Origin of the sequence: Pseudomonas sp. NPDC087336, from assembly GCF_044744285.1 — a bacterium.
Taxonomy (GTDB): Bacteria; Pseudomonadota; Gammaproteobacteria; order Pseudomonadales; family Pseudomonadaceae; genus Aquipseudomonas.
The window spans coordinates 180,966-200,001 of record NZ_JBIUYA010000001.1; the positions used below are offsets into that span (position 1 = coordinate 180,966).

General features: G+C 60.7%; 20 protein-coding genes and 1 other RNA gene. 14 read left to right on the top strand and 7 right to left on the bottom strand.

The window, feature by feature from the left end; translation table 11 throughout:
• The first annotated feature begins 74 nt into the window (after positions 1-74).
• The 3 genes from ubiD to ACIO0C_RS00850 all read left to right on the top strand — a co-directional run bounded on the left by ubiD (position 75) and on the right by ACIO0C_RS00850 (position 3,407).
• Positions 75-1,541 carry a 4-hydroxy-3-polyprenylbenzoate decarboxylase gene (gene ubiD / locus ACIO0C_RS00840; protein WP_020797260.1) on the top strand — a complete coding sequence of 489 codons (1,467 nt, stop codon included), beginning with the start codon at positions 75-77 and terminating at the stop codon, positions 1,539-1,541.
• On the top strand, positions 1,541-2,509 hold the full coding sequence (locus ACIO0C_RS00845) for a CDP-6-deoxy-delta-3,4-glucoseen reductase (protein ID WP_401306657.1): 969 nt from the start codon (positions 1,541-1,543) through the stop codon (positions 2,507-2,509). The genes ubiD and ACIO0C_RS00845 overlap by 1 nt, the downstream gene beginning before the upstream one ends.
• A 229-nt stretch (positions 2,510-2,738) precedes the next feature.
• Positions 2,739-3,407 (top strand): gamma-glutamylcyclotransferase, encoded by a 669-nt coding sequence (locus tag ACIO0C_RS00850; protein ID WP_401306660.1) that lies wholly within the window; start codon positions 2,739-2,741, stop codon positions 3,405-3,407.
• On the opposite strand, the gene glpT is transcribed toward ACIO0C_RS00850, so the two are convergent.
• Positions 3,383-4,732: a glycerol-3-phosphate transporter gene (gene glpT, locus ACIO0C_RS00855; RefSeq protein ID WP_401306663.1), complete on the bottom strand. Its 1,350-nt coding sequence runs from the start codon at positions 4,730-4,732 to the stop codon at positions 3,383-3,385. The two genes, ACIO0C_RS00850 and glpT, sit on opposite strands and share 25 nt — an antisense overlap.
• Before the next feature lie 328 nt (positions 4,733-5,060).
• Here glpT and ACIO0C_RS00860 point away from each other — a divergent pair, with 328 nt between their 5' ends.
• Positions 5,061-5,675: an energy transducer TonB gene (locus tag ACIO0C_RS00860; RefSeq protein ID WP_401306666.1), complete on the top strand. Its 615-nt coding sequence runs from the start codon at positions 5,061-5,063 to the stop codon at positions 5,673-5,675.
• A gap of 62 nt (positions 5,676-5,737) precedes the next feature.
• Here the strand turns inward: ACIO0C_RS00860 and ACIO0C_RS00865 are convergent, their stop codons facing one another.
• Positions 5,738-6,715, bottom strand: coding sequence for an NADPH:quinone oxidoreductase family protein (locus ACIO0C_RS00865; RefSeq protein ID WP_401306669.1), 978 nt, complete (start codon positions 6,713-6,715; stop codon positions 5,738-5,740).
• Between the two features lie 150 nt (positions 6,716-6,865).
• Between ACIO0C_RS00865 and ACIO0C_RS00870 the strand changes: the two genes are divergently transcribed.
• Complete coding sequence (locus ACIO0C_RS00870) at positions 6,866-7,273, top strand: flagellar basal body-associated protein FliL (protein WP_401306672.1); 408 nt, start codon at positions 6,866-6,868, stop codon at positions 7,271-7,273.
• A 141-nt stretch (positions 7,274-7,414) separates the two neighbouring features.
• On the opposite strand, the gene ACIO0C_RS00875 is transcribed toward ACIO0C_RS00870, so the two are convergent.
• On the bottom strand, positions 7,415-7,867 hold the full coding sequence (locus tag ACIO0C_RS00875; protein WP_401306675.1) for an EVE domain-containing protein: 453 nt from the start codon (positions 7,865-7,867) through the stop codon (positions 7,415-7,417).
• 195 nt (positions 7,868-8,062) lie between these two features.
• Here ACIO0C_RS00875 and ACIO0C_RS00880 point away from each other — a divergent pair, with 195 nt between their 5' ends.
• Entirely contained in the window at positions 8,063-8,218 is a 156-nt protein-coding gene (locus ACIO0C_RS00880; protein ID WP_401306678.1) for a hypothetical protein, read from the top strand.
• Positions 8,219-8,253: 35 nt separating this feature from the next.
• Here ACIO0C_RS00880 and ACIO0C_RS00885 read toward each other — a convergent pair whose 3' ends face one another.
• From ACIO0C_RS00885 to ACIO0C_RS00900, 4 genes are all read right to left on the bottom strand, one after another.
• Positions 8,254-8,859: a 5-formyltetrahydrofolate cyclo-ligase gene (locus tag ACIO0C_RS00885; protein WP_401306681.1), complete on the bottom strand. Its 606-nt coding sequence runs from the start codon at positions 8,857-8,859 to the stop codon at positions 8,254-8,256.
• 102 nt (positions 8,860-8,961) lie between these two features.
• Positions 8,962-9,140: non-coding RNA, 6S RNA (gene ssrS / locus ACIO0C_RS00890), on the bottom strand.
• Between the two features lie 30 nt (positions 9,141-9,170).
• Positions 9,171-9,488 carry a cell division protein ZapA gene (locus ACIO0C_RS00895; RefSeq protein ID WP_008055229.1) on the bottom strand — a complete coding sequence of 106 codons (318 nt, stop codon included), beginning with the start codon at positions 9,486-9,488 and terminating at the stop codon, positions 9,171-9,173.
• Entirely contained in the window at positions 9,485-9,694 is a 210-nt protein-coding gene (locus ACIO0C_RS00900; RefSeq protein WP_007982902.1) for a TIGR02449 family protein, read from the bottom strand. The genes ACIO0C_RS00895 and ACIO0C_RS00900 overlap by 4 nt, the downstream gene beginning before the upstream one ends.
• A 194-nt stretch (positions 9,695-9,888) precedes the next feature.
• Between ACIO0C_RS00900 and ACIO0C_RS00905 the strand changes: the two genes are divergently transcribed.
• From ACIO0C_RS00905 to gcvT, 8 genes are all read left to right on the top strand, one after another.
• A complete protein-coding gene (locus tag ACIO0C_RS00905; protein WP_401306684.1) occupies positions 9,889-10,446 on the top strand; it encodes a YecA family protein in 558 nt (185 codons plus the stop codon).
• Positions 10,447-10,474: 28 nt separating this feature from the next.
• Positions 10,475-11,809 carry a Xaa-Pro aminopeptidase gene (gene pepP / locus ACIO0C_RS00910; protein ID WP_401306686.1) on the top strand — a complete coding sequence of 445 codons (1,335 nt, stop codon included), beginning with the start codon at positions 10,475-10,477 and terminating at the stop codon, positions 11,807-11,809.
• On the top strand, positions 11,806-12,993 hold the full coding sequence (gene ubiH / locus ACIO0C_RS00915; protein WP_401306689.1) for a 2-octaprenyl-6-methoxyphenyl hydroxylase: 1,188 nt from the start codon (positions 11,806-11,808) through the stop codon (positions 12,991-12,993). Before pepP ends, ubiH begins: the two co-directional genes overlap by 4 nt.
• A complete protein-coding gene (locus tag ACIO0C_RS00920; RefSeq protein ID WP_401306692.1) occupies positions 12,986-13,471 on the top strand; it encodes a DUF4442 domain-containing protein in 486 nt (161 codons plus the stop codon). Before ubiH ends, ACIO0C_RS00920 begins: the two co-directional genes overlap by 8 nt.
• 9 nt (positions 13,472-13,480) lie before the next feature.
• A complete protein-coding gene (locus ACIO0C_RS00925) occupies positions 13,481-14,698 on the top strand; it encodes a 2-octaprenyl-3-methyl-6-methoxy-1,4-benzoquinol hydroxylase (RefSeq protein WP_401307328.1) in 1,218 nt (405 codons plus the stop codon).
• A gap of 248 nt (positions 14,699-14,946) precedes the next feature.
• Positions 14,947-15,951, top strand: a complete 1,005-nt coding sequence (locus tag ACIO0C_RS00930; RefSeq protein WP_401306694.1) for an extracellular solute-binding protein — start codon at positions 14,947-14,949, stop codon at positions 15,949-15,951.
• A gap of 203 nt (positions 15,952-16,154) precedes the next feature.
• Entirely contained in the window at positions 16,155-17,771 is a 1,617-nt protein-coding gene (locus tag ACIO0C_RS00935; protein WP_401306696.1) for an ABC transporter permease, read from the top strand.
• Positions 17,772-17,926: 155 nt separating this feature from the next.
• The gene (gene gcvT, locus ACIO0C_RS00940) at positions 17,927-19,009 is read left to right on the top strand and encodes a glycine cleavage system aminomethyltransferase GcvT (RefSeq protein ID WP_401306698.1); all 1,083 of its coding nucleotides are present in this window, start codon (positions 17,927-17,929) and stop codon (positions 19,007-19,009) included.
• Positions 19,010-19,036 lie beyond the last annotated feature (27 nt).

Here is a 19,036-nt window from a genome sequence, read left to right on the forward strand (position 1 = left end):
TTCGTGGTTCTGAATAGAGGGGTTCGGCGCTAAACTGCCTGCCCCGAACGCCACGGCCAACACGAGGCTCACGCATGCAGTATCGCGACTTGCGCGACTTTATCAGCGGCCTGGAACAGCGCGGCGAACTCAAGCGCATCCAGGTTCCGGTGTCCCCAGTGCTCGAAATGACCGAGGTCTGCGATCGCACCTTGCGCGCCAAGGGCCCGGCCCTGCTTTTCGAAAAGCCCACCGGTTTTGACATTCCCGTGCTCGGCAATCTGTTCGGCACCCCCGAGCGCGTGGCGCTGGGCATGGGCGCCGAAGCGGTCAGCGAGCTGCGTGAAATCGGCAAATTGCTGGCGTTCCTCAAGGAACCCGAGCCGCCAAAGGGGCTGAAAGACGCCTGGTCCAAGCTGCCGATCTTCCGCAAGATCATCTCGATGGCACCCAAGGTGGTCAAGGATGCGATCTGCCAGGAAGTGGTCATCGAAGGCGACGACGTCGATCTGTCGACGTTGCCGGTGCAGACCTGCTGGCCAGGCGATGTCGCGCCGCTGATCACCTGGGGCCTGACGGTCACCAAAGGTCCGAACAAGGACCGGCAGAACCTCGGCATCTACCGTCAGCAAGTGATTGGTCGCAACAAGGTCATCATGCGCTGGCTGAGCCACCGTGGCGGCGCGCTGGATTACCGTGAATGGTGCGAAAAACATCCTGGCCAGCCGTTCCCGGTCGCCGTGGCACTGGGCGCTGACCCGGCGACCATTCTTGGCGCCGTGACCCCGGTACCGGACAGCCTTTCCGAGTACGCCTTCGCCGGCCTGCTGCGCGGTAACCGTACCGAGCTGGTGAAATGCCGTGGCAACGACCTGCAAGTACCGGCCACCGCCGAGATCATCCTGGAAGGCGTGATCCACCCGGGCGAGATGGCCGATGAAGGTCCGTACGGCGACCACACGGGTTACTACAACGAAGTCGACAGCTTCCCGGTGTTCACGGTCGAGCGCATTACCCATCGTATCAAGCCGATCTACCACAGCACCTACACCGGTCGTCCGCCGGATGAGCCGGCGATTCTGGGTGTGGCGCTGAACGAAGTGTTCGTGCCGATCCTGCAGAAGCAGTTCCCGGAAATCACCGACTTCTACCTGCCGCCCGAAGGTTGTTCGTACCGCATGGCCGTCGTGACCATGAAGAAGTCGTACCCAGGCCATGCCAAGCGGGTAATGCTGGGTGTCTGGTCGTTTTTGCGACAGTTCATGTACACCAAGTTCGTTATCGTCACTGACGACGATATCAACGCGCGGGACTGGAACGACGTGATCTGGGCCATTACTACGCGCATGGACCCCAAGCGTGACACGGTGATGATCGAAAACACGCCGATCGACTACCTCGACTTTGCCTCGCCGGTGTCCGGCCTGGGTTCGAAGATGGGGCTCGATGCCACGCATAAATGGCCGGGTGAAACCACGCGCGAGTGGGGCCGTGTAATCGTCAAGGACGACGCCGTGACCCAGCGGATCGATGCCATCTGGAATCAGTTAGGAATAGATTGATGCGTGTAACCTTGCAGCCCTCCGGAGCCGTACTGGATATCTTGCCCGGCGAGCGGATTCTCGATGGCGCACGCCGCCTGGGCTATGAATGCCCGCAAAGCTGTCGCAACGGTAACTGCCATGTGTGCGCTGCACTGCTGGTGGAAGGGCGCGTCGAGCAGTCGGGTCTCGTGCGCGACCATGGCGAGTTCTACACTTGCATAGCAGAGCCGCTGGAAGACTGCATCGTGCTGTGGGATGGCGTGCTCGCGCTGGGAGAGTTGCCGGTGCGCAGTCTGTCGTGTCAGGTCACCAGTTGCACCGAGGTCGGCGGCGATACCTGGCGGGTGCGGCTGCGGGCCCCCGCCGGCAAGCCACCGCGTTATCACGCGGGCCAGTACCTGATGATCCATCGCGACAACGGCGAGAAGTCGTCCTTCTCCCTGGCCTCGGCACCCTCCGCTGGGCGTGATCTGGAAATCCACGTGCTGGCGCGCGAAGCCAGTGCGCTCAACCTGATCGAGCAACTGCAGCGCAACGCCATGGTGCGTGTCGACATGCCGTTCGGTGATGCGCACCTGGCCGAGTTGCCGGACGGTCCGCTGGTGCTGATTGCCGCGGGCACTGGAATGGGCCAGGTCCATGGCCTGATTGAACATTGCCGTGCACAAGGCTTCAAGCATCCCGTGCATCTGTATTGGGGCGTGCGTCGTCCTGAAGACTTCTATGACGTCGAGCATTGGGATGAGTGGCTGAAACTGCCCAATCTGTTCCTGCATAAAGTCGTCAGCGACCAATGCGGCTGGCAGGGGCGTTGCGGCATGTTGCATGAAGCGGTATGCGAAGATTTTCCCGATCTCAAGGCCCTGCACGTATACGCCAGTGGCTCGCCGGCCATGGTCTACGGCACCCTGGATGCGCTGGTCGAGGCGGGGATGGACGCGCACCAGATGCGCGCCGATGTGTTTGCGTACGCACCGCGCTCTTGAGCCGCGCGCTTGAGCCTGCCCATGCAGGACCTGCCGTTATAACTGCGTATATAGCCTATCGGTATTTATAAGATCTTATAAATGTCGGTAGGTTATATCTCATTCAAGTAATTAATTAAGAGTTGCGCCAAGGCGCTTCATTTACTTGAATACATATGTGCCTTATTGCTACAGCGGTGCGTTCTATTTAGTAACTGTTTTACTCGCGGGGAGCTGAACGCTATTCGCCATGAGCGCCATTGAATCTTCGTTTTTGAACCTGTCCTACCCTCCGCAGCTCGATCTGGGGCCGCAACTCACGCACGAACAATTGCTCAGCTCGATGCAATCGACCATGGCGCGCCATAAAGGCGGGCCGGTGTGGCTGTTCGCGTATGGATCGTTGATCTGGCGCCCTGAGTGCACGGCGGTCGAGCGTGTTCGCGGGCGAGTACATGGCTACCATCGCGGCTTGTACCTGTGGTCCCACGAGCATCGTGGCACGCCGGAAATGCCCGGGCTGGTATTCGGTCTGGATCGCGGCGGCTCCTGCAGCGGTTTTGCCTATCGCCTGCCCGAAGAACAGCTGGACGCGTCACTGTATGCGCTTTGGAAGCGCGAGATGCCGTTTCCATCCTATCGCCCGCACTGGCTCAACTGCCGGCTTGAAGACGGCAGCAAGGTTCAGGCATTGGGGTTTGTCCTGGAGCGGCACTTGCCCAGCTATGCCGGCAACTTGCCGGATCACGTACTGAGCCACGTGTTCGAAAACGCTTGCGGGCGTTACGGCACTACTCGCGATTATGTCGAGCAGACCGCCCACGCCCTGCGTAGCCACGCCATGCCAGACCGGAATCTGGAGGCGCGGCTCAAGCGCTGCAAATCAAAGGATGATCAAGCGAGTGCTTCGCGGCTCTGACTGGCGACCTGTTTGTGCCAAAGGGTTGGCGCAAGGAAGGCCATCGCCAACAGGCAGGCACCGATCAGCAGGACGAAACCACCATCCCAGCCGAAATGGTCCACGGTGTAGCCCATCGCCGCACTGGCCGCGACCGAACCGCCCAGGTAGCCGAACAGACCCGTGAAGCCCGCAGCCGTACCGGCGGCTTTCTTCGGTGCCAGCTCCAGCGCTTGCAGGCCGATCAGCATCACCGGGCCGTAGATCAGGAAGCCGATGGAAACCAGCGCAATCATGTCGACCGTCGGGTTGCCGGCCGGGTTGAGCCAGTACACCAGCGTTGCCACAGTCACCAATGCCATGAACACCATGCCGGTCAGGCCACGGTTGCCACGGAAGATCTTGTCCGACATCCAGCCGCACAGCAGTGTGCCCGGAATGCCGGCCCACTCGTAGAAGAAGTACGCCCAGGACGTCTTGTCCACGGTGAAACCTTTGGCTTCCTTGAGGTAGGTCGGTGCCCAGTCCAGTACGCCGTAGCGCAGCAGGTAGACAAAGACGTTGGCGAGGGCGATGTACCAGAGCATCTTGTTGCGCAGTACGTACTTGACGAAGATTTCCTTGGCGCTGAATTCTTCTTCGTGGCTGGCGTCGTAGCCTTCCGGGTAGTCATTCTTGTACTTCTCGATCGGCGGCAGGCCGACCGATTGCGGGGTGTCGCGCATGGTGATGAAGGCAAACACCGCGACCGCCATGGCCACCGCCGCCGGCACGTAGAACGCCGCGTGCCAGTCGTTGAACAGGCCCATGCCGATCAGGAACAGCGGGCCGATCAAGCCACCACCCACGTTGTGCGCCACGTTCCACAGGGACACCACGCCGCCGCGTTCCTTCTGCGACCACCAGTGCACCATGGTCCGCCCACTCGGCGGCCAGCCCATGCCTTGCGCCCAGCCATTGATGAACAGCAGGACGAACATGATGGTCACGCTGGACGTCGCCCAATGCGCAAAACCGAAAATGAACATCACCGCCGCCGAGACCATCAGGCCAAACGGCAGGAAGTAGCGCGGGTTGGAGCGGTCGGAAACGATGCCCATCAGGAACTTGGACAAACCATAGGCAATGGCGATCGCCGACAGCGCCACGCCCAGTTCCCCACGGGTGTAGCCCTCTTCGATCAGATAGGGCATGGCCAGGGAGAAGTTCTTGCGCAGCAGGTAGTAACCGGCGTAGCCGATAAAGATACCGGCGAAGATCTGCCAGCGCAGGCGTCGGTAGGTGCTGTCTATTTTTTCTTCAGGCAAGGGAGCCTGATGTGCGGCAGGACGAAAGAAAGCAAACATTCAAGAGCTCCAAATTTCTTGTTTTGACTGCGGATGCGAATGTTACAGTTTCGTTACCGAAAATAGCACCGGTTCGCATTCGCCAAACAGCGGAAATGTTGGAATTCGAGCGTTCCTTTATGAACATGTCGCACAGGTGTAAATGAAGGGCGTTGTAGGAATTATTACTGCGTTCCTTTTTGATGCGGAGGGTGTGGCGGGTGTAAGGCAGGACTTTGGGAAATGTCCTGCGCCTTTACCGGAAGCCACGACCTTCAGCTTTAGGCCGTCGGTCTGTAGCCTTTTTTTTGCGGCCAGGAACTGGCATTTGCATCAAGAGGGAGGGGGTATGCGGTGGTTTGCGTTGATGTTGATCCTGGTTGTTGCTGGCGAAATCCGGGCTGAAGAATTTTTTGTGATACCGGAGAACAATCCCAAGCCGATATATCCACTGGCGCTGCAAAGGGCCGGGATCGTCGGTACTGTCCGGGTCGGGTTCACGGTCATGGCAGATGGTTCAATCAACAAGGTGAGGATTGTGCAAAGCGATCACCCGGACCTGGCCGAAGCGACCAGGGTGGCGATAGCACAGTGGCGGTTCAAGCCCTGGACAGTCGATGGCGGTAAACCTGCGGAACAGGAAATGGTTGCGCCGATGGTGTTTGGATACGATTGGGATATGACGATCGATACCAACAAATGGCTCAACGAGCTGCGATGTCGCGACCTCAATGAGGCCCTTGTTCGCTCCCCGGAACACGGATGGACAGATTCCGCGGCGTTCTACTACACCCGTGCTTATCTGACGAAAGCGTTTTCTTCAGCCATGTTATCGAACGAACGACGACTGGAACTGATTGCCCAACTGAACCGCAAAGTGCCAATCATTGTCAGGGAATGTCGGAACAACCCTGTTTCCAGATACGTGAGGTACTTGCCGCAGGACATTCGAAAGTTGCTTTAGTAATTGGCCTGGCAAAATACGGTCTGAACAACGTTTATCGAAGTCCAGACCGATTGTCGGGCTTAACGAACCTGCACCACTACCTTCCCGACCGCCTTGCGCTGACCAAGATCATTGATCGCCTGCGCAGCATTGCTCAGCGGATACACCTGCGACACCAGCGGCTTCAACTTGCCTTCGGCAAACCAGCCAAACAATTGCTGGAAGTTGGCGGCGTTGTCCTGCGGCTGACGCTGGGCAAACGAGCCCCAGAACACGCCGAGCACTGCTGCACCCTTGAGCAGTGCGAGGTTGACCGGTAACTCGGGAATGCGTCCGCTGGCAAAGCCGACCACCAGCAAGCGACCGTTCCAGGCGATGGCGCGGATGGCCTGGTCGAACAGGTCACCACCCACCGGGTCGTAGATCACGTCGGCGCCCTGGCCATCGGTGAGGCGCTTGATTTCGTCCTTGAGGCTGGTTTCGCTGTAGTTGATCAGCTCGTCGGCACCCGCTGCCTTGGCCACGGCGAGTTTTTCCGCGCTGCTGGCCGCGGCGATTACCCGGGCGCCCATGGCCTTGCCGATTTCCACTGCCGCCAGGCCGACACCGCCGGAGGCGCCCAGTACCAGCAGGGTTTCACCGGGTTGCAGGTTGCCGCGCTGCTTGAGGGCGTGCATCGAGGTGCCGTAGGTCATGCTGAAGGCAGCGGCGGTGTTGAAGTCCATGGTGGGCGGGATCGGCAGCACGTTGTAGCTCGGCACCGCAACCTGTTCGGCAAAACTGCCCCAGCCGGTCAGGGCCATGACCCGGTCACCGACTTTCAGGTGGCTGACCTTTTCGCCCACTGCGCTGACGACGCCGGCGGCTTCACCGCCCGGGGAAAACGGGAAGGGTGGTTTGAACTGGTACTTGCCCTCGATGATCAGTGTGTCGGGAAAGTTCACCCCGGCGGCGTGTACCTCCAGCAGGATTTCATTCTTCTTCGCGACAGGACTGGCGACGTCTTCCAGCACCAGCGATTCGGCGGGGCCGAAGGCTTTGCACAGCACGGCTTTCATCAGGGCTATTCCTTTGGGAGTGATGGCCGATAAGTGTAGGTGTGAGAGTCGACGGGTCAACGAGCATGCTCGGCACTGATAGTCAGCCATAAGCTTGTGCTGGCGTGGCGGGTGGTTATGCTAGGCCGCAAACCGGATAAGGAGCGAATTGTGAAAGCGTGGATCATGTTGTTACTGGCCCTGTCCCTGCCTATGGCAGCGGTGGCTGAAGAGGCCAAGGAAGAGGCTGCGCCGAAGGTCAATTACGTCACCTTGAGCCCGCCGTTCGTGGGTAACTATGGGCTCGATGGCACACCGAAGCTCAAGGTCTACAAGGCGGATGTGGCATTGCGCGTGACCGGTGACGAGGCCACCAAAGCGGTGAAGGCCAATGAACCGCTGATTCGCAATCAACTGGTGGCGTTGTTTGCCCAGCAGTCCAGCGAGACGATGAACAATGTCGAGGCCAAGGAAAAACTGCGTCAGGAAGCCCTGAAGCAAACCCAGCAGATCATGAACGATGAAACCGGCAAGCCGGTGGTTGAGGATCTGTTGTTCAACAACTTGATCATTCAATAAGACTTCTATTGCTTGAGCGGGCGCCATCGCGAGCAAGCTCGCTCCCACAGTGGATTGTGTAGAAGCACAATCACATGTTCACCACAGAACCCTGTGGGAGCGAGCTTGCTCGCGATGAGGCCAGTACAGGCGATAAATGACTCAAGTCTTTAAGGCAATCACCGCTGCCCACTGATCCGCTGTCACCGGCATCACCGACAGTCTCGAGCCCTTCTGCACCAGTGGCATCTCGGCCAGCGCCGGTTGCTGTTTTAGATAATCCAGCTTCAACACCTTGGTAAACGTTTCAACGTGCGCGACATCGATCGCGCTCCAGGCGTTTTTCTCAGGGGTTGCCTTGGGGTCGTAGTAATGGCTCTCAGGTTCCAGCGCCGTCGGGTCCGGGTACGCCGCTTCGACGATCTTGCCAATCCCGGCAATCCCCGGTTCCGGGCAGCTCGAATGATAGAAAAAGAACTCGTCCCCCACCGCCATGGCGCGCAAAAAATTCCGCGCCTGATAGTTGCGAACCCCGTCCCAGCGCGCTTTGCCAAGCTGTTCCAGGCCTTTGATCGAGAGTTCGTCGGGCTCGGATTTCATCAGCCAATAGGCCATTGTTCGGCTCCTTGCAAAGTGGGTGGAGAGGTTGTCCGGCAATTTTATGACAAACCGACAGTCGGTTGACGTCAGCATTTGCGTGGCGGTTCACGTTGTCGCAAAATGCCGGCCTTTCAAGCTTGACGCTGCTGCACGGCCTACAAACGGAAACCGCTGCTGTCATCGTGTTGATATGCCTTTGGGGGGCAATCGATGAAACGCAAACCGGATTTACTATGGATTCTGGTCATTTTGTTCGGCCTCGGCGTCGTGACCACTGGCTATGCCCAAAGCCTTTGGGTCAACAAGACCGATGCACCGGTCGAAATCTCGGCATTGCAGCAACAGTCGACAGCCTTCAAACGCTGACCTTTGCTTTTCGACGCCGCTGATCCCGGTGGCGTCTAGCCTGAGTAATACCAGGCCTTGTCCGTCACCGTTCCTTGCAACGGCACATCCCAGCTAGCCTGAGCCAGTCGCTCGACCTTCTGACATTCATGGGCCAGCCCCAACAATGTCGGCTTGCGCCAGTCATTACGGCGCGCCAGGTAGGCGAGGCTTCGATCATAGAAGCCGCCGCCCATGCCCAGGCGTCCGCCGACATCGTCAAACCCCACCAATGGCAGCAGCACCAGATCCAGCGCCCAGACTTTGCGTTGCCGGGCGAGGTTGTGCCTGGGTTCGAGGATACGGAAGCGATTGGGCTTGAGCTTTTCGCCGGGGCGAATCCGCTGGAACACCATTTTGGTTCGCGGCCAGGCACTGAGCACCGGTAGATAAGTGGCCTTGCCCCGCCGTTGAGCCGCGCGCAGCAACAGGCGCGGATCGATTTCACCGTCGGTGGGCAAATAAAGAGAGATGTGTTTGGCGCGGCGGAACAGCGGTTGCTGGGCCAATTGTTTGTAAAGCCCGCGAGCCGCCTGGCGCTGCTGACTGGGTGTCAGTGCGCGGCGGGCCTTGCGCAGCATGCGTCGAAGTTGCGGTCGAGGGAGCAGCGCAGGTTCGGTCATGAATTCGGGCTTCGGCTATACGCGTTCGTAAAGCGTATCTGTAAAAAAGCAGAGCTGTAAAAACGCCGATGCCGGTATTAAAACCGGCATCGGACTGGAATCAGGCTCCCCGGATGTACCGCTGTCGACTTAGCCCTTGAACCCGAAAGTTCAAGGTGGAAGACGCAGTAGGCTTTAAGGCTTTCCGTCTAGCGGACATGCACACCAGCCCAACGTGCGACCTCCAGGGTATAGCAAATCGGCTCAGGGACATCGCCAACTGGCAAGCACCCCAGGGAGTGATCAGAGTATACCGCAAGCGGTGACGCGAATCAGCCTTTGGTGACATCCGGATCAGTGGCAAGCACCAGGTCGACACGATCAAGCAGGTCGCGCACCTGTTCGCGGGTCGAACCGCTGGCCTGGATGTCCGGTCGCTCTTCCTTGTGCAGCAGGTCGTGCGTGATGTTCAGCGCGGCCATCACGGCAATGCGATCGGCGCCGATGACTTTGCCGCTGCTGCGGATTTCGCGCATTTTGCCGTCCAGATAGCGAGCGGCGCTCACCAGGTTGCTGCGCTCTTCCTGGGGGCAGATGATCGAATATTCTTTGTCGAGGATCTGCACGGTGACGCTATTGCTTGAACTCATGAGTCTTGCTCCAGGGCCTTGAGGCGCGAAATCATCGATTCGACCTTACGCCGAGCGATTTCGTTTTTTTCAATGAGGTGCGCGCGTTCCTCGCGCCAGGTCTTTTCCTGAGCTAGTAAGAGTCCGTTTTGGCTCTTAAGTTGCTCGACTCGGGTAATCAGCAGTTCGAGTCTGGCCATCAGCGCTTGCAGGTCGGTGTCTTCCATAGTTTTCACTGTCTGATGGGAGTCGGACTGTAGGAGCGAGCCTGCTCGCGATGAACCTGAGAACGCCGCGGGGTGTCAGGACCCCAGCGTTATCGTTGACGAGCATCGCGAGCAAGCTCGCTCCTACAGGGGTAGTCGATGTAGGATACAAGGCCTTCATTCTAGACATAGCGCCGTCTGGCGCCTAGCTGCCCATGACCATTCAGAATTCCCCGTACCAAGGCTTCGCCACCCTGCTGACCTCCAGCGGCCATAACGTCTCGCCTGCCGAACTGCACGGCCTGCTGCTTGGCCGCAGCTGCGCCGGCGCCGGTTTCGATGCCGAAGGCTGGCTGATCGACGCCGCCGAACTGCTCGAAAGCGAGCCCCAGGACAACGTCCGCGCGGCCCTGATCGGCCTGCAGGAGATGGTCAAGGGTGAGCTCACCGGCGACGACGTAACCGTGGTCCTGTTGCTGCCGACCGACGACGCTCCGCTGGCCGAACGCGCCGCGGCACTGGGCCAATGGTGCCAGGGCTTCCTCAGTGGTTTTGGCTTGAACTGCCGCGACAGTAGCATGCTGAGCAACGAGGCCACCGAAGTGTTGCAGGATCTGGCGGCCATTTCCCAGGTGCAAGACGCTCTGGAAGAGTCCGACGACGGCGAAAGCGACTATATGGAAGTCATGGAGTACGTGCGCATCGCGCCGCTGCTGCTGTTCTCGGAAACAAAGAAAGACGTAGCGGCTGCCGCCAAGCCGTCGCTGCACTGACCAAAAAGCCAGGGAAAGCCATCTGCCCATGATTCATATCCCTAAGTCGGAATACAGCCGTCGTCGCAAGGCGTTGATGGCGCAGATGGAACCCAACAGCATCGCCATCCTGCCCGCCGCCGCGGTAGCCATCCGCAACCGCGACGTCGAGCACGTCTATCGCCAGGACAGCGATTTCCAGTACCTCAGCGGTTTTCCCGAGCCTCAGGCCGTGTTGGTCCTGATCCCGGGGCGTCTGCACGGTGAATACATCCTGTTCTGCCGTGAACGCAACGCCGAGCGCGAGTTGTGGGACGGCCTGCGGGCCGGGCAAGAGGGCGCGATTCGCGACTTCGGTGCCGACGACGCCTTCCCGATCACCGATATCGACGACATCCTGCCCGGCCTGATCGAAGGTCGCGACCGGGTGTATTCCGCCATGGGCAGCAACCCGGAATTCGACCGGCACCTGATGGAATGGATCAACGTGATCCGCTCCAAGGCCAACCTAGGCGCCCAGCCGCCGAACGAATACGTTGCCCTGGATCACCTGCTGCACGACATGCGCCTGTATAAATCGGCGGCAGAAGTGAAGGTGATGCGCGAAGCCGCACGGATTTCCGCCCAGGCACATGTGCGTGCAATGCAGGCCAGCCGTGTCGGGTTGCATGAGTTCAGCCTGGAAGCCGAGCTCGATTACGAGTTTCGCAAGGGCGGGGCGAAGATGCCGGCCTACGGCTCGATCGTCGCGGCGGGGCGCAACAGTTGCATCCTGCACTACCAGCAGAATGACGCGCTGCTCAAGGACGGCGACCTGGTACTGATCGACGCCGGTTGCGAGATCGACTGCTACGCCAGCGACATCACCCGTACCTGGCCGGTCAACGGCAAATACTCTGCAGAACAGAAGGCGATCTACGAATTGGTGCTGGCCGCCCAGGAAGCCGCGTTTGCCGAGATTGCCCCGAACAAACACTGGAACCAGGCCCACGAAGCCACGGTGCGGGTGATTACCTCGGGCCTGGTCGAGCTGGGACTGTTGCAGGGCGACGTCGACGAACTGATTGCCAGCGAAGCCTACAAAGCGTTTTACATGCACCGCGCCGGTCATTGGCTGGGCATGGATGTGCATGACGTCGGCGAGTACAAGGTCGGCGGCGAATGGCGTGTGCTGGAGGTGGGCATGGCGCTGACCGTGGAGCCGGGGATCTACATTTCTCCGGACAACCAGAGCGTGGCGAAGAAATGGCGCGGCATTGGCGTGCGCATCGAGGACGATGTCGTGGTCACCAAGACCGGCTGTGAAATCCTGACCAAAGGCGTACCGAAAACCGTCGCCGAGATCGAGGCCCTGATGGCGCAAGCACGGACACAAGCGGCATGAATCGAGTCAATCTGGCGATTATCGGTGGAGGCCTGGTCGGCGCCAGCCTGGCGTTGGCCTTGCAGGCCGGGGCGAAGGCCCGTGGCTGGAAGATCGTACTGATCGAGCCGTTTGCCCCCGGTGACACCTGGCAGCCTAGTTACGACGCGCGTTCCACGGCGTTGTCCTTCGGTGCGCGGCAGATTTACCAGCGCTTGGGTGTCTGGCAGGAAATCTCCCGCCGCGCGGAGCCGATCAAGCAGATTCACGTCTCTGACCGGGGGCGTTTTTCCACGGCACGACTGTCGGCGATGGAGGAGGGCGTTCCAGCGCTGGGTTACGTGGTGGAAAACGCCTGGCTCGGCCATTGCCTGTGGCAGGGTCTGGACAAGGATGTGATCAGCTGGCGTTGCCCGGCGGAAGTCACGCGCATGGAACCGCTCACCGACGGCTACCGCCTGACCCTGAATGACGAAACCACACTCGATTGCGATCTCGCGGTGCTCGCCGATGGCGGCCGTTCAGGCTTGCGCGAGCAACTGGGCATCGGCATTAAAAAGCGCCCGTACAACCAGAGCGCGCTGATCGCCAACATCACCCCGAGCGAAGCCCATGGCGGCATGGCGTTCGAGCGCTTCACCGACGATGGCCCGATGGCGTTCCTGCCATTGCCGGACAACCGTTGTGCGCTGGTCTGGACCCGTCTGGGCATGGATGCGCAACGGCTGGCCGCGCTTGATGATCGCAGTTTCCTCAGCGAGCTGCAGGGCGTGTTCGGTTATCGCCTTGGCACCTTGAAGCAAGTCGGTGTGCGGCACTTGTATCCACTGGCATTGGTGGAGGCCGAAGAGCAGGTGCGCTCGCACCTGGTGGTGCTCGGCAATGCTGCCCACAGCCTGCACCCGATTGCCGGCCAGGGGTTCAACCTGTCACTGCGCGATGCCCAGGCGCTGGCCGATGCGCTGCTCGCCAGTGAACACCTGCCGGGGGACCTCGCCACCTTGCAGGATTACCGCGAGCGCCAGCGACTGGACCAGAACCTCACCGTGGGCTTCTCCGATCAGGTCACGCGCCTGTTCGGCAGTACTCAGCCGCTGGTGTCATTGGGGCGCAATCTGGGCCTGCTTGGCCTTGACCTGCTGCCACCGGCCAAGCGTTGGTTCGCCCGGCAAGCCATGGGCCTGGGTACCCGCCCTGATGTTTAACTGGCTGACACGCAAGTTTGGCAAGGCCCGCTTGATGTGCCGGTTCATGAACCTCTATCCGCCGTACCTTGGCGCCGGGGTTCGGGTGCGGCACATCAGCGATGACTTCCGTGACATCCAGGTGTCCATGGGCCTTAGTTGGTACAACCGCAACTACGTCGGCACGCAGTTCGGCGGCAGCCTGTATTCGATGGTCGACCCGTTCTTCATGCTGATGTTGATGGAAAATCTCGGTCGCGAGTACATCGTCTGGGACAAGGCCGCCGACATTGACTTCATCGCGCCGGGCAAAGGTCCGGTGTTCGCCCGTTTCAACATCGATGACACCTTGCTCGACGAGATCCGCCGGCAGACGGCGGAGGGCAGGAAGTACCTGCCGCAATTGCAGGTCGATATTCATGACGGCGCCGGCAACCTGGTGGCGCGCGTCGGAAAAACCCTTTACGTGCGGCTCAAGCCGCAAGCGAGACAGGCTTAAAGCATGGAAATGCGCGCAGATCTGCTGATTGTCGGGGCCGGAATGGTCGGCAGCGCCCTGGCGCTGGCGTTGCAGGACAGCGGGCTGGAAGTCCTGCTGCTCGATGGCAGCCCGTTGAGCGTCAAACCCTTTGACCCGCAGGCGCCGTTCGAGCCGCGCGTGAGCGCATTGTCGATTGCCAGTCAGAGAATTCTCGAACGCCTGGGTGTCTGGGACGGCATTGCCAGCCGGCGCAGCAGCCCCTACAGCGAGATGCAGGTCTGGGATGGCAGCGGCACCGGGCAAATCCACTTTTCGGCGGCCAGCGTGCATGCCGATACGCTGGGCCATATCGTCGAGAACCGCGTGGTTCAGGACGCCTTGCTCGACCGTTTGCACGACTGTGACCTGGGCATGCTGGCCAACGCACGCCTGGAGCAGATGCGCCGCTCCGGCGACGACTGGCTGCTGACCCTGGCCGATGGCCGAACCTTGCGCGCGCCGCTGGTGATCGCGGCGGATGGCGCCAACTCGGCGGTGCGGCGCCTGACCGGTGTCGCCACGCGGGAGTGGGATTACCTGCACCACGCCATCGTCACCAGTGTGCGCAGCGCCAAACCGCATCAAGCGACTGCCTGGCAGCGGTTTACCGACAATGGCCCGCTGGCGTTCCTGCCGCTTGAGCGCGACGGTCAGCAGGATTGGTGCTCGATCGTCTGGTCGACCACGCCGAGCGAAGCCGCGCACTTGATGGCGCTGGACGACGAGGGTTTCTGTCGTGCGCTGGAACGGGCCTTCGAAGGTCGACTCGGCACGGTACTGAGTGCCGATCCGCGTCTGTGCGTGCCGCTGCGTCAGCGCCATGCCAAGCGGTACGTGGCAGAAGGCCTGGCCTTGATCGGCGACGCCGCGCACACCATTCACCCGTTGGCCGGGCAGGGTGTGAACCTCGGTTTCCTCGATGCCGCGGTGCTGGCCGAAGTGCTATTGAACGCGGCGACCCGTGGCGAGCGCCTGGCGGATGTGAAGGTGCTGAGCCGTTACGAACGTCGGCGCATGCCGCATAACCTGGCGCTGATGGCGGCGATGGAAGGTTTTGAGCGGCTGTTCCAAGCGGATCCGTTGCCGGTGCGCTTGTTGCGTAACGCCGGGTTGAACCTGGTCGACCGGATGCCCGAGGCCAAGGCGCTGTTCGTGCGTGAGGCGCTGGGGTTGATGGGGGATTTGCCGGCGCTGGCCAAGGCTTGAGATTTTTGTTGAGGCTTATGGCCCCATCGCGAGCAAGCTCGCTCCCACAGTTATCTCCAGTGCTCACAGATTATGTGAATACATATGAGACCCTGTGGGAGCGAGCTTGCTCGCGATGGCGGCGGCACAGTCACTGCAAACCTCTCCTCGTGCAACATCTGGTAACTCCTCCGCAAAGTGTTCGATTGAGAAGGGAAATGTGAGTCCTTATCATTTGGCCTAACTTTTTCAATCGAGAGACCGCTCCCATGTTGGCACCGAAGCGTCTACTGACCGCACTGGCCCTGACCCTGATCGGCAGCACCGCCGCCCAGGCCGCTGACGAGGTGGTGGTCTACTCCTCGCGCATCGACGAACTGATCAAGCCAGTGTTCGATGCCTACACCGCGAAAACCGGCACCCAGGTGAAGTTCATCACCGACAAGGAAGCGCCGCTGATGCAGCGGATCAAGGCCGAGGGCGAGAATACGCCCGCCGACCTGCTGCTGACCGTCGATGCCGGTAACCTTTGGCAGGCCGAGCAGATGGGCATCCTCCAGCCTTTCACCTCGAAAACCATCGATACCAACATTCCGCTGCAATACCGTGCGGCCTCCCATGCCTGGACCGGCCTGAGCCTGCGGGCGCGGACCATCGCCTATTCCACCGATCGGGTGAAACCGGGCGAACTGACCACCTACGAAGCACTGGCCGACAAGAACTGGGAAGGTCGCCTGTGCCTGCGCACGGCGAAGAAGGTCTACAACCAGTCCCTGACCGCCACCATGATCGAAGTACACGGTGCCGAGAAGACCGAGAAGATCCTCAAGGGCTGGGTCAACAACCTGTCCACTGACGTGTTCTCCGACGACGTGGCAGTGCTCGAGGCCATCAATGCCGGCCAGTGCGACGTCGGTATCGTCAACACCTACTACTATGGCCGCCTGCACAAACAGAAGCCGGATCTGCCGGTTAAACTGTTCTGGCCGAACCAGGCGGATCGCGGCGTGCACGTCAACCTCTCGGGCATCGGCCTGATCAAGCACGCGCCGCACCCGGAAGCGGCCAAGGCCCTGGTGGAGTGGATGACCACACCGGAGGCGCAGAAGATTTTCGCCGACGTGAACCAGGAATTCCCGGCTAACCCGACTGTGCAGCCATCGGCCGAAGTCGCTGCCTGGGGCAAGTTCATTGCCGATACCCTGCCGGTGGAAGTCGCCGGCAAACGCCAGGCCGAAGCGATTCGCATGATGGATCGCGCTGGCTGGAACTGAGTCACCCGATATACTGCGCCCCGCCTGTGCGGGGCGTTTTGTTTTTGCGCAGGTACCTCTGACCCTGTAGGAGCGAGCCTGCTGGCGATGAGCGTCACGACACCGCTGACCGTCAGGCACCCCGCGTTATCGTTAACGTTCATCGCGAGCAAGCTCGCTCCTACAAGGGTTTGTTATCTCCTCATCTGCTTGAGAGCTATACCTTGGCCCACCCCGCCCAACGCCGCTGGTATCCCCTGGTCTTCGCCATCGCTGCGCTGGTCCTGCTGCCCCTGAGCGTCCTGCTGCTGTCCTGGCAAGCCATCGACCCGCAGATCTGGTCCCACCTGTGGGAGACCCAGATGCCGCGCCTGCTGGGCAACACCCTGACCTTGATACTCGGTGTCGGCGTTGGCGTGACGGTCCTGGGGGTGAGCCTGGCCTGGCTCACCAGCCTTTGCGAATTCCCCGGTCGGCGTTGGCTGGACTGGGCGTTGATGCTGCCCTTTGCGATTCCGGCCTACGTGCTGGCATTCGTCTTCGTCGGGCTGCTGGATTTTGCCGGCCCGGTGCAGACCCTGCTGCGGGAGTGGTTCGGCGGCGGCCTGCGTTTACCGCGTGTGCGCTCCACGGGCGGGGTGATCCTGGTATTGGTGCTGGTCTTCTATCCTTACGTTTACCTGCTGGCCCGCACCGCGTTCCTGGCCCAAGGCAAGGGCCTGATGGAAGCGGCGCGAGTGCTCGGTCAATCCCCGTGGCAGGCGTTCTGGCGCGTGGCAATGCCCATGGCGCGCCCGGCCATCGGTGCTGGCGTGGCCCTGGCGCTGATGGAAACCCTGGCGGATTTCGGTGCCGTGTCGGTGTTCAACTTCGACACCTTCACCACCGCCATCTACAAGACCTGGTACGGGTTCTTCAGCCTCTCAACCGCCGCGCAACTGGCCAGCCTGTTGCTGCTGGTGGTGATGCTCGTGCTGTACGGCGAGCGTCGAGCCCGCGGCGCCAACCGGGCGAGCAACGAACGGCCACGGGTCAAGGCGTTGTATCACCTGCACGGCCTCAAGGCGCTGCTGGCGACGGGGTGGTGCGCCCTGGTGTTCGCCTGCGCCTTTGTCATTCCAATGCTGCAGCTGGTGGTGTGGTTCTGGCAGCGCGGGCGCCTGGATCTGGATGAGCGTTACACCGGCCTGATTATCCACACCTTGTACCTGGGGACAATGGCGGCGCTGATCACCGTGAGTGTCGCCCTGGTACTGGCGTTTGCCCGGCGGCTGGCACCGACCCAGGGGATCCGCGCCGGGGTCAGCCTGGCCAATCTTGGCTACGCCTTGCCCGGATCGGTGTTGGCGGTGTCGATCATGCTGGCGTTCAGTTACCTGGATCGCGTGCTGGTAATCCCGCTCTCCGGCTGGCTCGGCGGGGCTGGCAAGCCGTTGTTGCTGGGCAGCCTGTTGGCGTTGCTGCTGGCCTATCTGGTGCGCTTCATCGCCGTGGCTTACGGTCCGCTGGAAAGCAGTCTGGCGCGAATACGGCCATCTTTGCCCGAAGCGGCACGTAGCCTGGGGGTCAGTGGGCCACGACTGTTTTTCAAAGTGTATCTACCGTTACTGCTCCCCGGCTCGTTGAGCGCGGCCTTGCTGGTGTTCGTCGATGTGCTCAAGGAAATGCCCGCGACCCTTCTGATGCGCCCCTTTGGCTGGGACACGCTGGCGGTGCGGATCTTCGAAATGACCAGTGAAGGCGAGTGGGCGAGAGCATCTTTGCCGGCCTTGACCCTGGTTTTTGTCGGGCTGCTGCCGGTCATCGGATTGATACGACGTTCGGCGCATCGAAACAGCTAGGTGTCAGTCCTACACCTTGCGGCTACAATGCGCGGCATTCGGTGCGGTCGGTCTGACAGACAAGGTAGTGAAAACGGCTGGAAGCCTTTTATTTCAAGGTTCCCGCACAAACGATCACTCGTCCGCACCTTCGCCACGCCCGGAAGGAGAAACCCATGGGACAGCGTACGCCTCTGTATGACCTTCATCTCGCCCTCGGCGCGAAGATGGTCGATTTTGGCGGTTGGGATATGCCTCTGCATTATGGATCCCAGGTCGAGGAGCACCATCAGGTGCGCCGCGATTGCGGTGTTTTTGATGTATCCCACATGACCGTGATCGATGTCGACGGCCCCCAGGCCAAGGCATGGCTCCAGCATTTGCTGGCCAACGACGTCGAACGCCTGCACAAACCCGGTACCGCGTTGTACAGCACCATGCTCAATGAGCGCGGCGGTATCGTCGACGACATGATCGTCTATCGCCTCGAAAGCGCTTACCGTCTGGTGGTCAACGCCTCTACCCGCGATCAGGACCTGACGTGGATGCAGGCACATCTCGACGGTTTCGACGTGCAGCTCAACGAGCGCTCCGAACTGGCAATGCTGGCCATCCAGGGCCCCCACGCCCGGCAAAAGATTGCCGAGCTGGTGAGCCAGGCGCGCGGCGCATTGATCCAGAAACTCAAGCCTTTCGAAGGCCGGCCCGACGGTGACTGGTTCATCGCACGCACCGGCTACACCGGTGAAGACGGCCTGGAAATCATTCTGCCGGCCGAGCAGGCGCCGGGGTTCTTCAACGATCTGGTGGGGGCGGGTATTTCTCCCATTGGCCTGGGCGCGCGTGACACCCTGCGGGTCGAGGCGGGCATGAACCTGTACGGTCAGGATATTCACCAGGACGTTTCCCCGCTGGCCTCCAACATGGCCTGGAGCATCGCCTGGGAACCGGCCGCTCGCCAGTTCATCGGCCGCCAGGCGCTGGAAGCAGAACGCAGCGGTGGCGTACAACACAAACTGGTGGGGTTGGTCCTTGAGGAACGCGGGGTTTTGCGCGCTCATCAAGTGGTCCGCATCGCCAATGTTGGCGAAGGGGAGATCACCAGTGGTAGTTTCTCTCCTACGCTAAGCAAGTCGATTGCACTGGCGCGCGTGCCGATGGCCACTGCCGACCGCGCGGAAGTAGAAATTCGTGGCAAGTGGTACCCGGTCAGAGTGGTCAAGCCGACCTTCGTCCGCCATGGCAAAACCTTGATCTAATCTTTTCCGGCGGGCGTTGACCGCCGA

Bases quoted from the DNA above. Each gene is read 5' to 3' on its own strand.
- ACIO0C_RS00895 (WP_008055229.1), bottom strand. From the start codon at position 9,488: ATGAGTTCAAGCAATAGCGTCACCGTGCAGATCCTCGACAAAGAATAT.
- ubiD (WP_020797260.1), top strand. From the start codon at position 75: ATGCAGTATCGCGACTTGCGCGACTTTATCAGCGGCCTGGAACAGCGC.
- glpT (WP_401306663.1), bottom strand. From the start codon at position 4,732: ATGTTTGCTTTCTTTCGTCCTGCCGCACATCAGGCTCCCTTGCCTGAA.
- ACIO0C_RS00880 (WP_401306678.1), top strand. From the start codon at position 8,063: ATGAAACGCAAACCGGATTTACTATGGATTCTGGTCATTTTGTTCGGC.
- ACIO0C_RS00865 (WP_401306669.1), bottom strand. From the start codon at position 6,715: ATGAAAGCCGTGCTGTGCAAAGCCTTCGGCCCCGCCGAATCGCTGGTG.
- pepP (WP_401306686.1), top strand. From the start codon at position 10,475: ATGATTCATATCCCTAAGTCGGAATACAGCCGTCGTCGCAAGGCGTTG.
- gcvT (WP_401306698.1), top strand. From the start codon at position 17,927: ATGGGACAGCGTACGCCTCTGTATGACCTTCATCTCGCCCTCGGCGCG.
- ACIO0C_RS00930 (WP_401306694.1), top strand. From the start codon at position 14,947: ATGTTGGCACCGAAGCGTCTACTGACCGCACTGGCCCTGACCCTGATC.
- ACIO0C_RS00905 (WP_401306684.1), top strand. From the start codon at position 9,889: ATGACCATTCAGAATTCCCCGTACCAAGGCTTCGCCACCCTGCTGACC.
- ACIO0C_RS00860 (WP_401306666.1), top strand. From the start codon at position 5,061: ATGCGGTGGTTTGCGTTGATGTTGATCCTGGTTGTTGCTGGCGAAATC.
- ACIO0C_RS00925 (WP_401307328.1), top strand. From the start codon at position 13,481: ATGCGCGCAGATCTGCTGATTGTCGGGGCCGGAATGGTCGGCAGCGCC.
- ACIO0C_RS00920 (WP_401306692.1), top strand. From the start codon at position 12,986: ATGTTTAACTGGCTGACACGCAAGTTTGGCAAGGCCCGCTTGATGTGC.
- ubiH (WP_401306689.1), top strand. From the start codon at position 11,806: ATGAATCGAGTCAATCTGGCGATTATCGGTGGAGGCCTGGTCGGCGCC.
- ACIO0C_RS00875 (WP_401306675.1), bottom strand. From the start codon at position 7,867: ATGGCCTATTGGCTGATGAAATCCGAGCCCGACGAACTCTCGATCAAA.
- ACIO0C_RS00845 (WP_401306657.1), top strand. From the start codon at position 1,541: ATGCGTGTAACCTTGCAGCCCTCCGGAGCCGTACTGGATATCTTGCCC.
- ACIO0C_RS00850 (WP_401306660.1), top strand. From the start codon at position 2,739: ATGAGCGCCATTGAATCTTCGTTTTTGAACCTGTCCTACCCTCCGCAG.
- ACIO0C_RS00900 (WP_007982902.1), bottom strand. From the start codon at position 9,694: ATGGAAGACACCGACCTGCAAGCGCTGATGGCCAGACTCGAACTGCTG.
- ACIO0C_RS00885 (WP_401306681.1), bottom strand. From the start codon at position 8,859: ATGACCGAACCTGCGCTGCTCCCTCGACCGCAACTTCGACGCATGCTG.